The organism is Streptomyces sp. NBC_00597 (assembly GCF_041431095.1).
Lineage (GTDB): Bacteria > Actinomycetota > Actinomycetes > Streptomycetales > Streptomycetaceae > Streptomyces.
This window is the reverse complement of the sequence record NZ_CP107757.1, coordinates 1,320,065-1,334,654: the sequence shown is the minus strand read 5'-3', so window position 1 is coordinate 1,334,654 and position 14,590 is coordinate 1,320,065. Positions and strand designations below refer to the sequence as shown.

Below are 14,590 nucleotides of genomic sequence, written 5' to 3'. Positions count from 1 at the left end.
GTCACGCGACGCCGACCAGGCTTCCCGGCACACCGCCTTCACCCTATCGATGTAACGGCCGTCAATACACCGTCAAAGTCCCACCCCAGTGCCGTTAGGAGTGCATCAGGGACGTTTCGTTCGCGACCTCGCTGGTGTTCGCTGGTGAGGTTGAGGGCGTCCGGAGGAGTCGGGTACGGGTGAGTACGGAGAATGTCGTCGGCATCATCATTGCGGTCTGCCTGGTCGGGTATCTGATCCTGGCGTTCTTCTTTCCCGAGAAGTTCTGAGGATGACGACCACGGACGAGGCCGGCCCGGCAGCAGGGGCGGCACAGCCGGTCGTCCGGCCCGGAAGGCTCAAGGTCTTCCTGGGCGCGGCCCCCGGGGTCGGCAAGACGTACCGCATGCTCGACGAGGCGCACCGCCGGGTGGCGCGCGGGGCGGATGTGGTGGCCGGTTTCGTGGAGTGCCACCGTCGCCGGCACACCGAGGCGAAGCTCGACGGCCTGGAGACACTTGCCTTGGCCGGCCACGACTACCGTGGCGGCCGGTACGCGGAGCTGGACCGGGAAGCGCTGGTGTCCAGGCGTCCGCAGGTGGTACTGATCGACGAGCTCGCCCACACCAACGTCCCGGGCGGCGGTCGGCACCCGAAGCGCTGGCAGGACGTCGAGGACATCCTCGCCGCCGGGATCGACGTCGTCACCACGCTCAACATCCAGCATCTGGAGTCGCTGAGCGACGTCGTCGAGAAGATCACCGGGGTGCCGCAGCGCGAGACGGTGCCCGACGAGTTCGTACGCCGCGCCGACGAGATCGAGTTGGTCGACATACCCCCCGAGGGGCTTCGGCGCCGGATGGCCCACGGCAACATCTATCCCCCGGAACGGATCGACGCCTCCCTCGCCAACTACTTCCGCCCCGGCAACCTCATTGCGCTGCGAGAGTTGGCCCTGCTGTGGCTGGCCGGGCGGGTGGACGAGGCCCTCCACAAGTACCGCATCGAGCACGGCATCGGGGACGTCTGGGAGACCCGGGAACGGGTGGTGGTGGCACTCACGGGCGGCCCCGAGGGCGAGACCCTGATCCGCCGCGCCGCCCGCATCGCCGGCCGCTCCGCGGGTGGCGAACTACTCGCCGTGCACGTCGCGCGCAGCGACGGACTCGCCGCCGGGGTCTCGCACGCGGCGCTCGCCGCGCAACGGGCCCTCGTCGAGGACCTGGGCGGCAGCTACCACTCCGTCGTCGGCGACGAAGTACCCACCGCACTGGTGGACTTCGCCATGGCGGAGAACGCCACCCAGCTCGTCCTCGGTACGAGCCGCCGCCGCAGGCTGGAACGTTTCCTCACCGGCAGGGGAATCGGCGAGACGGTCGTCGGGCTCTCCGAGGACATCGACGTCCACATGGTCACGCACGAGCGGGCCGGCCACGGCCGGCTGCTGCCGTCCCGCCGCCGCACGCTCCCCACCTCGCGGCTCATCGCCGGACCCGTGGCCGGCGTCGTCCTCCCGGTACTGCTCACCCTCGCCCTGGACCGGATGCGCGGCACGCTGAACCTCACCAGCGAGGCGCTGCTGTTCCTGGTGGCCGTCGTGGGCGTGGCCTGCATCGGCGGGGTCGCCTCCGCCGTGATCGCGGCACTGACCGCCGCGCTGCTCCTCAACTACTGGTTCATGCCGCCCATAGGCGAGTTCACCATGAGCGACCCGGACAGCGTGCTGGCGCTGGTGGTCTTCGCCGTCGTCGCCGCCACCGTGGCCGCCGCCGCGGACAGGTCCCTGCGGCTCTCCCGCCGCGCCGCCCGGGCCACGGCCGAGGCCGAGACGATGTCCTCCCTCGCGGGCAGCATCGTCCGCGGCGACCAGACCATACCGGCGCTGCTGGAACGCACCCGGGAGACCTTCGGCATGGACACCGTCGAGCTGGCTCCGCAAGCCCCTGACGCCGGTTCCGGTACCGAGAGCGGACACCGCGTCCGTGGCGGTCCGGGCCCCGACCTGGTGGTCGCGGCCGGACCCGGAGACTTCCTCGTCCTGCGCGGCCGTACGCTGCCGTCCTCCGAGCGCCGCGTGCTGGCCGCCTTCGCCGCCCACGTCGGCGCCGCGGTCGAGCGGGCCCGCCTGGCCGAGGCCGCCGCCGAGGTCGAACCCATCAAGGCCGCCGACCGCCTGCGCACCGCCCTGCTGCGGGCCGTCAGCCACGACCTGCGGACCCCTCTGGCCGGGGCACTGGCCGCGATCGGCTCGCTGCGCGCCCCGGACGTGGACTTCTCCCAGGAGGACCGGGCGGAGCTGCTCGAATCCGCCGAGATGTCGCTGAACCGGCTGAACCGGCTGGTGGAGAACCTGCTCGACCTCAGCCGCCTGCAGGCCGGCGCCCTCACCCTCGAACTGCGGGCCACCACCCTGGAGGAGGTCCTGCCCGCCGCTCTGGAGTCACTGGACCTGCCGTCGGCGGAAGCGCCTGCCGTCGACGTGCAGAACCTGGAGACCGTACCGGCGCTTCAGGCCGACCCCCCTCTGCTCGAACGGGTGCTGGCGAACCTGGTCGGCAACGCGGTCCGCCACGCCCCCGCACACCGTCCGGTGCTGGTGACGGCGAGCGTCCTGGCCGGCCGGGTCGAGGTCAGGATCGCCGACCGGGGCCCCGGAATCGCCGCCGACGACCGCGAGCGCGCCTTCGAGCCCTTCCAGCGCCTCGGCGACCGCGACAACACCGCCGGACTCGGCCTCGGCCTCGCCCTGGCCCGGGGACTCACGGAGGCGATGAACGGCACCCTCACACCCGAGGACACGCCTGGCGGTGGTCTGACCATGGTCCTGTCCCTGCCCGTTGCCGCCGACGCGGCCGCAGGGCGGCTCTGACCCGCATGTCCTCCTCCACCCTCCACCTCCGAACGGGCCTCGGACAGCGGTCCCAGCACATGATCATCTGCGGGGACGACGGACTCGTGAACCGCCTGGCACAGGAGCTCGACGCCGTCTGCGGTGAGGCCGTCACCGTCGTGCTGCCGTCGCGGCGCGACGGGCACGGCGCCGATGTCGTCGCCCTGCACCGCGACCCCCACTCCCCCGTCGAACTGCTCATCTCCGCCAGGCCGGACGAGCAGACCCTGCGGGCGGCCGGCGTCGAACGTGCCGCCGCGCTCGCGCTCACGTACGGCGACGACCAGATGAACATGACCGCTGCCCTGCTGGCCCGCAGCATCAATCCGTCCGTGCGCCTGGTCATCCGCATGTTCAACCGGGACCGCGGCCGCCACCTGGAACGCCTCCTCGACCGCGCCGCCGCCGCATACACGCGAGACGACGACACATCCATCGACGCGTCCACGACGATCCTCTCCGACGCCGATACCGCCGTACCCGAGCTGGTCGCCGCCGCCGCGGTCGGACGCGGCCACACGCTCCAGGTCGAGGGCAAAGTGTTCCGCGGTGTCGTACGCCCGGCCGGAACGCCACCCCACGCGACGGACCTCGCCACCCTCGCCGTCCTCTCCGGAACCCACATGGACGATCCGCTGGGCGAGGACAGTGCGGAAACCCCCGGCGCGAGCGGCACCCAGCTGCTCCCCGACACCGCGACCGCGTACCACCGGCAGTTCACGCACGGCCGCCTCATGCTCGAAGAGGTGACCCAGCACCATGCGCCGCCGTCCCCCTCCCGCCGACGGCGGGCCTACCGTGGCTGGCTGCGCGACCGGATCGGGCACCTGCCCTGGAAGATCTTCGTCTCCCGCGAGGTGACGGCCGTCTTCGGGGTCCTCGGCGCGGCCGTGGTGCTCCTGGCCACGGCAACGGCCGTCGTGGAGGACGGACCGCTGTGGAAGTCGGTGTACCTGCCGCTGCTGGACATCTTCACCATGGGCGACCCGGCCACCGAGGAGTCCACGGCCCGCCAGGTGCTCCAGCTGATCGCGGGTTTCGTGGGCCTGGCCGTACTGCCGCTCGTCGTGGCCGCCGCCATGAACGCCACCCTGGCCTTCCGTACGGCATCGGCCAACCACGTACCGGATACGAGCCTGCACGACCACATCGTCCTGGTCGGCCTCGGCAAGATCGGCACGCGCGTCCTGGCACAGCTGTGCACCACCGACCACAAGGTCGTGGTCATCGAGCGTGATCCGCAGGCCCGGGGGGTCGCCCTGGCGCGTGAGCTCGGTGTGCACCTGCTCCTTGAGGACGCCGCCGCCCCCGGAGTACTGGACCTCGCCCGCATCACCACCAGCAAGTCGCTGCTCGTCCTCACCCACGACGACGGCGAGAACCTCGACATCGTCATGGCCGCCCGCGAGAGCAACCCCCGGGTGCGGGCGGTGATGCGCCTGTACGGCGACGACTTCGCCGCCACCGTCTCGCGCACCATGCGCGCCGGCTACCCGGACGCTCTCACCCGCAGCCGCAGTGTCTCGGCATTGGCGGCACCGTCCTTCGCCGCCGCGATGATGGGCCGCCACGTGCTGGGGGTGATGCCGGTGGAGCGCGGATCCCTGCTCTTCACCGTCGTGGACGTCGCCGGCCACCCGGAGCTGGAAGGGCACTCGATCCACGAGGCCTTCAAGGAGCACGAGTGGCGTGTGCTCGCCGTCGGCCCTTCGACCAGCCGGCATTCTGCCTCGTCTACGGACACGCTCGGCGGATTCCGCACGGACCGGCCCGCATTCGACTGGCGCCCACCACACGGACGGATCCTGCGGCACGACGACCGAGTCGTGCTGGTGACCACACGCCGGGGTCTCGACTTCCTGATGACGGGAGTCCAACCCCTCCCGGTAGGCCGCAGACAGCTTCCGGCCCATTGATCTCGTATGGCGCGCAATCGCCGCACCGGCCGGCTCAAACCCTGGATCACGCAGGGGAAGTCATTTTCACCATGGGGGTCTTATGTCGTTCGATGAGGAATGGGCGGAGCTCAGGTCAGCCGCTGTCGAGAGGCAGACCGCCATGCGGCTCAATCATCTCGACCCCGGAGGGGGCGGTGGACCGGGGCCGCAGGGGGATCTGGTGGTCACGCAGAAGGATCTTGCGGCCGTCGGCGACGCGGCATTCAAGCTCCGCCAGAGGCTCGGCACCGACGGGGACCACGCCAAGGCCAGCACGTACGAGGCGGCAGGCTCCTTGAAGAAGGACTTCGCCCTCGGCTCGGCCCTCTCGACGCTCGCGGACAAATGGCACGACCAGGTCGGCACCCTGCTGGATGCCTGCGCTCACATCTCCAACCACCTGGACTACACGCAGAACGCGCACGCCGAGGACGAGTACTGGATCGCGACTCAGTTCAAGTTCGCGCAATTGGACAAGGGCTTCGAGGAAAGGGCTCAGCACTGATGGATCTGGACGCACTGCGTTTCGCGGACTTCTCGAAGCTGTCCACGGCCGTGGCCGACTGGACGGCCATGGCGACCAAGCTGTGGGAGCTGGAGTCGGATGCCCGCGGTGATCTCGGCGGGAAGGCGGCGAAGGCCGACTGGGCGGGGGTGAACGCGACCGTGACAAGGGAGTTCATCGGCAAGACCGCCAAGGAGTTCGCCGACGCGGCCACCGAGGCCACCAGCATCGGGAACATCCTGCGTGACACCCACGGTGAACTCGTCGACTACAAGTCCCGGCTGAACGAGGCGATCTCCCGGGCCCTGGAGAAGAACCTGACCGTTGTGGGGACCGGTGACGGCGGTTTCACCGTCACGATGAACATCCATCCCGACCGCGCGGCCAAGGGTCACACGGTCCCCGAGCACACCGAAGCCGACGCGACCGCGTTCCGCGACGAGGTGCAGCGGATCCTGCAGGGGGCCACCGAGAGCGACTCGACGGCCGCCCAGGCCCTGACCATGCTGGTCAGCCAGACCCCGTACGGTTTCTCCGACGCCGCCTACTACGACCGCGACCGGGCGGCGGATGCGATGAAGGACGCCGACCGGATCGCGAAGCTCCTCAAGGCCAAGGGGGACGACATGTCCCCGGAGGAGTTCGACGAGCTGGGCGCCGACCTGGCGAAGTACAAGGACGACCGGCTCTTCCAGGAGACGCTCGCCACCACCATCGGCCCGCGCGGCCTGCTCGATTTCTGGGCGGACCTGGCCGACCCCTCCGACGGCGGCACTCTCCAGCGCTCCCGTCACGACCAGTTCGGCGACTTCCAGCGCAACCTCTCCCTCACCCTGGCCGGCGCCACCCAGTCAGACAGCCCGGCGATGCGCACCTGGGAGAACGACATGGTCAAGCTGGGCGAGGAGCGGATCCAGACCCGCGGCAGCCAGGTCTACGGCTACCAGGTGATGAGCAACCTCATGCGCAGCGGGGACTGGGACAACCGGTTCCTGAACGACTACGGCAACGCGCTGGTCGCCACCGAGAAGAGGATGAAGCTCCCCGGCAATTACTGGAACGGCGGCGTCCCGCCGGTGCCGAAGATGAACTTCATCGGCGAGGACTTCGGCCGCGACCCCATGACGGGCTTCATGACCGGCCTGGCGGCCAGCCCGCACGCCGCGACCGAGTTCTTCAACACCACCCAGCCCACCGACAACGCGCAGTACGTCCTCGGTGACCGCCAGACCTTCGACGACACCCCGCTCAACAGCAAGGACGGCAACTCCGCCCGCGAGGCCACCGGCGCCGCCCTGGTCTCCGCCGCCACCGGAGTCAACCCGAACGACCCCACCGCACCCCCCGCGGACCTCACCCCCGAACACCGTCAAGTCCTGGACCGCTCCCTGAAGTACCTCTCCGAGCGCGGCGACGACTTCCCCTCCGAGATGCGCGACGACATGGCCAAGATCCTCTCCACCCACAGCGACGTCGTCCACCACTCAGCCAGCTCACTCGCCGACGACAGCAACGATCCCCGTCTACTGGACCGCCACCAGCTCCTGGAGGTCAGCAAGCAGGTATCCCGCGACCAGGACTCCTACGGCATGCTCAACGAGGCCATGAACCGCGAAATGATCAAGGACATCCACGCGGACCACCCCAGCGACCCCAAGGAGAACCTGCTCCGGGCCGGCGCTACCGTGGGCTTCCTGGAAGAGGCCCGCTACCAGGCCCTGAAGACCGACAAGGACGACCCCTCCTGGGACGCCAAGTGGCTCTACCACGGCTTCGGCGGCGCCGCGAACTTCATCCCCGTCGTCGGCGACGCCGCGCAGCGGGGCGTCGACGCCCTCGCCTACCAGTGGCAGCTCGACGAACAGGCGCGGATCAACGCCGAAACCACGCGCCAGAACGGTGAGACGTTCACGGCCCGTGAGCGGCAGCTCCAGGCCCTCGCCGACGAATGGGCAAAGGTCAATCCCAGCGGCGGCAACAACCGCTACGTGCTCACCTCCGAGATCAACGGGGCTGCCTTCGACGGAAACCAGAAGGCCCAAGGTCTGGCGGGCGCCCAGTGAGCCGCCGCTACGCCATAGCCTTGGTCGTGCTCTTGCTCGCCGGTACGGCCGGGTGCGCACAGGGCCAGGAGTACGCCGTACCCCGCGACGTCTGCGGCGTCGAGGTTCAGTCGGCTCTCCTGAAACCTCTGCTGCCTCCCGGTGATTCGTTCAAACAGAGGAAGACCCAGGAGGGGGGTGAAGACATCACCGGCTGCGCGATGGACGTCGACAATCGACGCGAACTGACCTTCCAGACAAGCCTGGTGGCTGCCGATCTGGACCCGCTCCAGGTCAAGAGCACCAACCTCCTGCGCGCCGGGAATCCGCAGAAGGCCGATATCGGCAGCGACGCACGCATCGCGGACAACGCGGCCATGGCATACAGCGCGTGCACGTACAAAGGTGAACAGCACCGATACGTGGTGGAGCTATGGATGCAGAATCCGCCGACCGACGTCGACGAACGCCGCAAGGAACTCACCCTCTTTATCGCGGCGTACCTGCCGGCGGCCCAGAAGGCGGCAGGCTGTACCTCTTGACCGGAAGGGCCACCCGCTGGGGCACAGCGGGTCCCCGAGACCTTCGACCTAGGACGCAGCCTGTGCGGTACGACGACGAACCGGTCTTCAAACGGAGCAGGTGGGGAACGAACCGCTACTCCTACAACCCTCGTAACCCCGTCGGGCTCGCCCTCATCATCATCACGCTGCTCTTCGTCGGAACGATGATGATCCTCATGGCCAACCGGGTCGGACCGTTCAAGCCCGCGCCCGCCCCCGCGCCGTGGAGCCCTCCACCGTACGACTACTCACGGCCGTCACCTTGGAGCAGCCCACCGAGCCGTTGAAGCCGATGGGGTTCCCGCCCGGCGGGAACCCCATCAAGATGGCGTAGCCATCACATCAGCGGTGCGTCAGGGTCCGCCTCCAAGGCCTCCACCAGCCCTAACGTCGCTCTCATGGGAAGACGTTTCACTCAGGCCGCGACCGGTGCGCAAGGCACCGAAGCGGCGCCTCCTGGACCCTTCGCACAGGACATCCACTGGACCGGTGAGAGGCGCTCGGCGATCGGCGTCGCGTTCCTCATGCTCACGGCCCTGTTCGCCATGGACGCGGGCTTCGGAGAGCTCAACGTTTCCCGCGGCGCCCTCTGGACGGGTCTGGCCGGCCTTTTCTTCGTGATCTTGCACCCGCCTCGGGTCTCCGTGCGCCCCGGTCTGCTGATCACCCGTGGACTGCTGGTGACGGACACCGTCCGAACCGACTCCCTCGTCTCGGTTCGGTGGTCCGACGGGGTGGCCCAGCGGATGGTCCTCCGAGACACGGAGGGAAGTCAGGTCGAGATCGACCCGACCGTCATGATCCGCAATCCGGCGATGTGGCACCGCCTCGACACCGACACCCGCGCATCGATCCGGCGCGGCACTCTGCTGCACGGCGCGACCGCTCTGCGACAACTGGCGCAGCGCATCGACCGCGAGACGGCCCACACGGTCTTCAAAACCTCCGGCTTGCAGTGACCACTCACGCCCTCGTGCCGGTCACTGATCCCGCCTGGGGGCTGCTGCGGGAAGCGTGAGCTTCAACGCGAACCCGGTGGTGGTGGGTTCGAGGGTGCCGCCCATGGTCTCCGTGAGGTCGCGGGACATCCTCAGGGCCAGGCTGTCGGCAGTGTGGACAGGGTGCGTCCCTGACGCTGTCCCCTCCGCCCCCTCGCGGGTTCCGTCAGTGATGTGGATCTCCACGAGGCCGGGCCGGGTCTCGGCCGTCAGCCGCGCGCGCCGGTCCGGCGGGCTGTGCCGCTGGGCCTCGGCCGCCAGAGTGGTAAGGACGCGGGTGAGGACGGCCGCGTCGGCGATCACGTCGGGCAGCTGCTCCGGGAGCATGCAGCGAAGCGTATGGCCGGGACCGAGGGCGTCCATCACTGCGGTCAGTAGCTCGTCCAGGTCGACCGGGCGCAGGTAGAGGTCGAGTGCGCCGGCGTGCAGTCGGCTCAGGTCGTCGAGATCCGAGACGAGCCGGCCCGCTCGACGCAAGGCTGATCGGGCCGTGTCGAGGAGGCGGGCGTCCCCGAGGTCCGCGGGGGTACCCAGGCTGCTCAGCGCGTCGTCAGCCGTGCGGAGCGGACCCCGCAGGTCTCGACTCGCGATGAGGAGCAGCGAGGCCCTGGTGTGCTCGGCCTCGGCGCGTACGCCCGTTTCGGCGTCGTGGGCGGCAAGGCGACCGTGGGAGTACGCCATTCCCAACTGGGCCGCGCACGCTGCCAGTACGCGCTGGTCGTCGCTGCTCAGTGGCCGCCCGCGGGCGGCCAGCGTGACGTTGTCGCCAACGGGACTCTCCACGTCGGCGTCATAGGGCCGCTCGGGTGGAGCCTCGCCGGTGCTGGCGACGACGTACCAGCGGGGCTCAGCGGCATGCCCGGTATCCCTCTCCAGCAGGCTGACCGCGTCCAGGCCGAAGTCCTCCCGTACCTGTTCGAGCAGGGTCGGGAGGTCCTGGCCGTGCATCATGGCGGTGGCAAGCCGGCTCAGCGCCCGGGCCTCGGAGCTCGCGCGGACCGCCTGGTACGTACGTTGGGCAGCCGTGCCCGCGGCCATGCCGACGACGACGGCCGTGACGACATAGACCACCAGTGCGAGGACGTCGTCGAGCCGCTCGACGCGCAGTGAGTGCAACGGCCTGGTGAAGTAATAGTTGGCGAGCAGTCCCGCGGCGAGAGCTGCCAGCAGTGCGGGGACGAGGCCCCCGACCAGGGCGATCACTACGACGGCCAGCAGGTAGAGCACCAGGGCGAGGGAGAGGTCCACGTGCTCGCCCAGGAGAACCAGCAGGAGGGTCAGGGCCGGGAGCGTGATCGCCGCGAGCACGATCGCCGTCCAGAAACGCCGTGGGCCGGTGGCGCGGCTCGGGTGCGGCAGCCGCAGGGCGGGAGACGACTCCGCAGCGTGTTCGTGGGTCACCACGAGCACGTCGATGCGGCCGGACCGCTGGATCGTCCGGTGCCCGACGCCGCCGCGGAGGAACGTGGAGAGCCTGCCGCGGCGGCTCGCGCCCAGCACGATCTGGGTGACGTTCTCGGCCTCCGCGAACTGCAACAGCGCCTCGGGGATGTCGTCACCTGTGGTCTGGTGATAGCTCCCGCCCAGCGACTCCACCAGCTCGCGCTGGGTTGCGAGGGTGGCGTGACCCCCATGGGTGAGGCCGTCGCTCGGGACCACATGCAGCGCCAGCAGCTCGCTGCCGGGGACGCGGGCCGTGATCCGGGCCGCGCGGCGGATCAGGGTGTCGCCCTCGGGGCCGCCGGTGAGGGCGACCATGATGCGCTCGCGGGTCTCCCAGGGGGTGGTGATGCCGTGCTCGGCGCGGTAGCGCTGAAGCCCTTCCTCCACGCGGTCGGCGAGCCACAGCAGCGCGAGCTCCCGCAGTGCGGTGAGATTGCCGACGCGGAAGTAGTGGGTGAGGGCGGCCTCGATGCGCTCCGAGGGATAGATTTCGCCGTGCAGCATGCGCCGGCGCAGCAGCTCGGGCGGAAGGTCTACCAGTTCGATCTGCTCCGCGCGGCGGGCCACCTCGTCGGGCAGGGTCTCCCGCTGCGGGACACCGGTGATCTGCCGGACCACGTCGCCCAGGGATTCCAGGTGCTGGACGTTGAGCGTGGTGACGACGTCGATCCCCGCGTCCAGGAGTTCCTCGACGTCCTGCCATCGCTTGGTATGGCGTGAGCCGGGCACATTGGTGTGGGCCAGTTCGTCGACCAGGGCGACCTGTGGGCGGCGGGCGAGCACCGCGTCCAGGTCCATCTCGGTGAACGTCGCCCCGCGGTACTCCATGGTGCGCCGGGGAATGATCTCCAGACCCTCGGTGAGGGCTGCGGTGGGCCGTCGCCCGTGCGGTTCGACGAACCCGACGACGACCTCAGCACCGGCCGCGGCAAGCCGCTGCCCCTCCTCCAGCATGGCGTACGTCTTGCCCACCCCCGGGGCCGCCCCGAGGTAGATCCGCAACCGTCCACGCGCCATGGGAGGGCTCCTGCCCGGCCGTCACACCGTTCGCCCACCTCCATGGTGCTCCGCGCTCACCTCGGCCGCGCTCTGTCATGCCCGGAGCCCGGTGCCGATGCCTCGCTCGCTGCCACTCGTACGAATCGGGCCCATGGGGCAGCCTCCACGGCGCCGGAGACCCTGCTGAGAGCCGGTTCTCCAGGTCAGCCGCCGATGGTCACGGCGAGGGCAACGCAGACGAGCATCCCCAAGGTGCAGCCGTCGGCTATCCACGCCCGGGTGAAGCGCCGGACCGTACGGGCGTTCCCCCTCAGGTCCCGCCGTTCCGCAAGCCCGGCCTTGATCTGAGCGACGGCCCGGTCGGTGGAACCGACGAAATGGTCGATGATCGACCCGGCGAACCCGAAGGCCGCGATCTCGACGGCCTGCGTCGTCGTGATGACCAGGTTCCCACCGCTGTCAGCCTCAACCCTGGCCACGTACCGATAGGGAACGTCATGGGTGAACACCGGATTCACCACGGACAGCGCCTTCCGGTCGAGCACAACGTGCGACCCCGTGATCCGCCGGATGAACGCGATCCCGCCCAGAGATACGGCCATGACTGTGAGCGCGTCCGCGTCCGGTCCGCTGCCGGCCATGCTCGCCCAGGCTCCGAGGACGAACCCTCCGAGCAACACGGTGAAGATCAGGGACAGGGCGATGAAGGACTTCCTACGTAGCACCGTCCGGCGTGCTCTTTCCTCAGATCCCATGTCACCGGGTACGCGGCGGACGCTGCGCTCGACTGATCAGGACCATGGCGAAGAAGAGACCCATGACGCCCGGCATGGTGACGACGGAGCGGTAGGCGGAGTCGACCGCCAGCAGGCCGACCAGCTCGATGCCGAGCGCGGCTGCGATGAGCAGCTGGGCCCAACCGAACAAGCGCGGGCGGACGATGTGCCGGCGCTGCCAGGGAAACAGCCAGCCACGGCTGAGCGTCGCACCACCGGACACGGCGAGCAACAGCGCCACCACACCGATCGGTACCGCGAGATACACGCCAATTGCCATAGCACCCCTCCGCCTTCCGTGGGTGTGATGATGCCAGGGCAGATCATGGGGAAGGTGTGCGGCCCCCAAGGCCAAGCTCGACCACGGCAGGTGTTCCGGCACCAGGGTGCACGCGAGCTGCGCCCGTCCCAACCCGAGCAGCTCACAGCAACCAGCAGCCGCAGCCCACCGTAGGCGCCGTCGGGGCCGATGCACTTCGGCGTTGGTCCCGACGGCAAGTCCGCCACGACGGACGGCTACGTCGCAGCGTCTGCCCGAAGGGTGCCGGCGCCGATGGCGCCCCGGAGGACGTGGGCGATCTCCTCGGGCCTGAGGTTGATGCCGCCGAGCGCCTCCACGGTCAGCGGGATCTCCTCCAGCGCGTACTCGCCGCGGCCCTCGGCGCTGAACTCGGGACCGGTTCGGTCGTCGAAGGACCAGGTGGCGATGCGGGCGAGGTAGAAGAGCTGACGCTCGTCGTCGGACTCCATCGTGTGGAGGAGCCGGACGATGTCGGCCTTCCCCGCGATCTCCTCGTGGATCTCCCGGTGAAGGGCGGCCTCCCGTGACTCGTCGCTGGGCTCGACGCCGCCGCCGGGCAGTACCCAGTACACGGGGATGTCGGGCTTGGTGCGGCGGATGACCAGCATCGTGTCGTCAGCGGTGACGAGGACGGCGCGGACTCGTTCGATCATTTCGGTCTGTCTCCTTGCTTGTTGACGGTCTCAGTGCAGCAGCCAGCCGACATCGACGTGGACGGATTGCCCAGTGATGAACGAGGCGGAGGGGCTCACGAGGAACGCCACCAGGGCCGCGACGTCTTCGGGCCGGCCGGGGCGAGGGACGCACTGGCGCTTGATCTGGTCCTCCGGACGCGCGCGGTGCTGGGCGGGGATGGCGTTCTCGGCCTCGACCTGGATGGCGCCGGGCATGACCGTGTTGACGCAGACCCCGTACGGGCCCAGTTCGCGGGCGAGGGAGCGGGTGAGGCCCAGCAGCCCGGCCTTCGCGGTGCTGTACGCGACGAGGTTCGTCCGGCCGGCGCGGGCGTTGACGCTGCCGATGTTCACGATCCGGCCCCAGCGGCGTTCGATCACGCCGGGGGTCACGGCATGGCGGGTGCGGTAGTGGGCGGTGAGATTCACGTCGAGGGAGTAGCTCCAGGCGGCCTCGTCGATGTCCCGCCAGGGGACGGGGAGGTAGGAGCCGGCGTTGCTCACCAGGATGTCGATGGGCCCGATCTCGGCGCGGACGAGGTCGACCATGGTCTGGACGGCGCCGGCATCTGTGAGATAGACGTTCGCCGCAATCCTGGGGCTGCCGCCGCGCTCGAAGACGGCGAGGAGGGCATGGGCATATGTTGAGATCCCTTGACCAAGGCCCACCTTCTGGAGCGCCCCAGCGGTACCTTCGCGTCAGAAGCGGTCGCATATCGGGGTGGTGGGTGTGAGGACCTTCCGCCGAGCGTGGTACGAGTGGAGTCACCGAGCCACCTGGTCCTGGCAGCGCCTGGAAGATCAGGACTTCTCGGTGTATACCGTCGTCAGCGACGCCTTCGGGCGCCGCCGCAAGGGGAAGCCCGAGGCCCACGCCGCCTTCCGCCCGCTCACCGCCGACTGGATCCGCCAGGCACGCGAAGAAGCCGGCCGCCCCGCCACCGCGCCGTGGCAGCTGGTGGCGGTCAAGGCACCCGCCCTCCCCCGAACCCGCCACAGCGAACCGGAACGCGACCCCCTCACCCCATGGGAGGCATCAGTCATCGCCACCTACCAGGTGGCCTTCAACCGGCAGGCCAGCACCACGGCCCTCCTCGTTCCCCATCTCGTCGCCGAGCAACTGCTCGCATGCGCCTCCGACGATATGCCGGTCCAGCGCCTGGCTCCCGACAGCGGCGCGCTGCCCGCAGAGGTGCTGCTAGAGCAGTGGGACCACGAGGGCCTCACCCGCTCTTGACCGGCCTCGTCGTCAGCTCGCCAGCAACCCGGCGCGATCAGGTCTCGGGCGGTACCGATTGACGGAGCAGGCCTCGGGGGTGTCCGACGCTCCGACGGTGATGACCCCAAGTCCGCTCTCCGCAGAAGGGGTTCTCAAGGGCCGTACCCAGGCCCCGCGAGCGGAGCCGCCCAACACGCTCGAGCACTCCCCGAATGAAGAGCTTGTGCAAAAATCACGACGAGAACTAAAGTATTCAGCGTGTTC

Annotated in this window: 13 protein-coding genes; 8 read left to right on the top strand and 5 right to left on the bottom strand. The window is 69.4% G+C overall.

What is annotated here, in order from left to right; genetic code table 11:
* The first annotated feature begins 179 nt into the window (after positions 1-179).
* The 7 genes from kdpF to OG974_RS05655 all read left to right on the top strand — a co-directional run bounded on the left by kdpF (position 180) and on the right by OG974_RS05655 (position 8,875).
* Positions 180-269: a K(+)-transporting ATPase subunit F gene (gene kdpF / locus OG974_RS05685; RefSeq protein WP_099888229.1), complete on the top strand. Its 90-nt coding sequence runs from the start codon at positions 180-182 to the stop codon at positions 267-269.
* Between the two features lie 2 nt (positions 270-271).
* Positions 272-2,848, top strand: a complete 2,577-nt coding sequence (locus OG974_RS05680; RefSeq protein ID WP_371645640.1) for an ATP-binding protein — start codon at positions 272-274, stop codon at positions 2,846-2,848.
* Between the two features lie 5 nt (positions 2,849-2,853).
* On the top strand, positions 2,854-4,785 hold the full coding sequence (locus OG974_RS05675; protein WP_327279829.1) for an NAD-binding protein: 1,932 nt from the start codon (positions 2,854-2,856) through the stop codon (positions 4,783-4,785).
* A gap of 202 nt (positions 4,786-4,987) precedes the next feature.
* Complete coding sequence (locus OG974_RS05670) at positions 4,988-5,311, top strand: hypothetical protein (protein ID WP_327279828.1); 324 nt, start codon at positions 4,988-4,990, stop codon at positions 5,309-5,311.
* Positions 5,311-7,374 (top strand): hypothetical protein, encoded by a 2,064-nt coding sequence (locus tag OG974_RS05665; protein ID WP_328764484.1) that lies wholly within the window; start codon positions 5,311-5,313, stop codon positions 7,372-7,374. The genes OG974_RS05670 and OG974_RS05665 overlap by 1 nt, the downstream gene beginning before the upstream one ends.
* A 20-nt stretch (positions 7,375-7,394) precedes the next feature.
* Positions 7,395-7,895, top strand: a complete 501-nt coding sequence (locus OG974_RS05660) for a hypothetical protein (protein WP_329315345.1) — start codon at positions 7,395-7,397, stop codon at positions 7,893-7,895.
* A 419-nt stretch (positions 7,896-8,314) separates the two neighbouring features.
* Positions 8,315-8,875, top strand: coding sequence for a hypothetical protein (locus OG974_RS05655; RefSeq protein ID WP_327279825.1), 561 nt, complete (start codon positions 8,315-8,317; stop codon positions 8,873-8,875).
* A 21-nt stretch (positions 8,876-8,896) separates the two neighbouring features.
* Here the strand turns inward: OG974_RS05655 and OG974_RS05650 are convergent, their stop codons facing one another.
* The 5 genes from OG974_RS05650 to OG974_RS05630 form a co-directional block, all read right to left on the bottom strand.
* On the bottom strand, positions 8,897-11,374 hold the full coding sequence (locus OG974_RS05650; RefSeq protein ID WP_371645636.1) for a DUF4118 domain-containing protein: 2,478 nt from the start codon (positions 11,372-11,374) through the stop codon (positions 8,897-8,899).
* 185 nt (positions 11,375-11,559) lie between these two features.
* Positions 11,560-11,997 carry a hypothetical protein gene (locus OG974_RS05645; protein ID WP_371645634.1) on the bottom strand — a complete coding sequence of 146 codons (438 nt, stop codon included), beginning with the start codon at positions 11,995-11,997 and terminating at the stop codon, positions 11,560-11,562.
* 115 nt (positions 11,998-12,112) lie between these two features.
* Positions 12,113-12,412 carry a hypothetical protein gene (locus tag OG974_RS05640; RefSeq protein ID WP_371645632.1) on the bottom strand — a complete coding sequence of 100 codons (300 nt, stop codon included), beginning with the start codon at positions 12,410-12,412 and terminating at the stop codon, positions 12,113-12,115.
* 236 nt (positions 12,413-12,648) lie between these two features.
* Positions 12,649-13,086, bottom strand: a complete 438-nt coding sequence (locus OG974_RS05635; protein WP_327279821.1) for an NUDIX domain-containing protein — start codon at positions 13,084-13,086, stop codon at positions 12,649-12,651.
* Between the two features lie 30 nt (positions 13,087-13,116).
* Positions 13,117-13,776 (bottom strand): SDR family NAD(P)-dependent oxidoreductase, encoded by a 660-nt coding sequence (locus tag OG974_RS05630; protein ID WP_371645630.1) that lies wholly within the window; start codon positions 13,774-13,776, stop codon positions 13,117-13,119.
* 145 nt (positions 13,777-13,921) lie between these two features.
* Here OG974_RS05630 and OG974_RS05625 point away from each other — a divergent pair, with 145 nt between their 5' ends.
* Positions 13,922-14,344, top strand: coding sequence for a hypothetical protein (locus OG974_RS05625; RefSeq protein ID WP_328764476.1), 423 nt, complete (start codon positions 13,922-13,924; stop codon positions 14,342-14,344).
* Positions 14,345-14,590: the final 246 nt, after the last annotated feature.

Excerpts from the sequence above, each read along its gene's own strand:
- OG974_RS05635 (WP_327279821.1), bottom strand. The coding sequence starts at position 13,086 with ATGATCGAACGAGTCCGCGCCGTCCTCGTCACCGCTGACGACACGATG.
- OG974_RS05680 (WP_371645640.1), top strand. The coding sequence starts at position 272 with ATGACGACCACGGACGAGGCCGGCCCGGCAGCAGGGGCGGCACAGCCG.
- OG974_RS05655 (WP_327279825.1), top strand. The coding sequence starts at position 8,315 with ATGGGAAGACGTTTCACTCAGGCCGCGACCGGTGCGCAAGGCACCGAA.
- OG974_RS05640 (WP_371645632.1), bottom strand. The coding sequence starts at position 12,412 with ATGGCAATTGGCGTGTATCTCGCGGTACCGATCGGTGTGGTGGCGCTG.
- OG974_RS05665 (WP_328764484.1), top strand. The coding sequence starts at position 5,311 with ATGGATCTGGACGCACTGCGTTTCGCGGACTTCTCGAAGCTGTCCACG.
- OG974_RS05645 (WP_371645634.1), bottom strand. The coding sequence starts at position 11,997 with ATGGCCGGCAGCGGACCGGACGCGGACGCGCTCACAGTCATGGCCGTA.
- OG974_RS05650 (WP_371645636.1), bottom strand. The coding sequence starts at position 11,374 with ATGGCGCGTGGACGGTTGCGGATCTACCTCGGGGCGGCCCCGGGGGTG.
- OG974_RS05675 (WP_327279829.1), top strand. The coding sequence starts at position 2,854 with ATGTCCTCCTCCACCCTCCACCTCCGAACGGGCCTCGGACAGCGGTCC.